We start from the raw sequence: 440 nt of genomic DNA on the forward strand, positions 1-440 counted from the left end.
ATATTGCAAAATAGCCATGTATTAGTTTTAGCTATAGGAATGTTACTAGTTATTTTATTAGGAGACGTAGATTTATCAGTAGGATCAGTAGTAGCGTTTGTTGGAGCCGCCTCTGCTGTTATGATGGTTCAATGGCAATGGCATCCGATGATGGCTATTTCAGTTTCTTTATTAGTTGGTGGATTAATAGGAGCTTGGAACGGATTTTGGGTCTCTTATATTGGAATTCCAGCCTTTATTGTTACACTTGCAGGATTACTATCCTTTAGAGGACTAACGCAAGTTATCCTTGGAGGAACCACACTTGCACCTTTTCCGACATTTTTCACTAAATTGAGTTCTGGTTATATTCCTGATTTTATTGGTGGAGGTGAACTGCATGTAACTTCAATCTTGATAGGATTAATTTTATCCTTACTTGCAGTTTGGAACATGTGGAA

The 440-nt window shown here is 37.3% G+C and carries 1 protein-coding gene; it reads left to right on the plus strand.

What is annotated here, in order from left to right; all coding sequences use genetic code 11:
- A partial coding sequence (locus FPV16_RS25945; RefSeq protein ID WP_413629429.1) for an ABC transporter permease subunit occupies window positions 1-440 on the plus strand: 440 nt, incomplete at both ends.

Origin of the sequence: Methylobacterium sp. W2, assembly GCF_020662345.1 — a bacterium.
Lineage (GTDB): Bacteria > Pseudomonadota > Alphaproteobacteria > Rhizobiales > Beijerinckiaceae > Methylobacterium.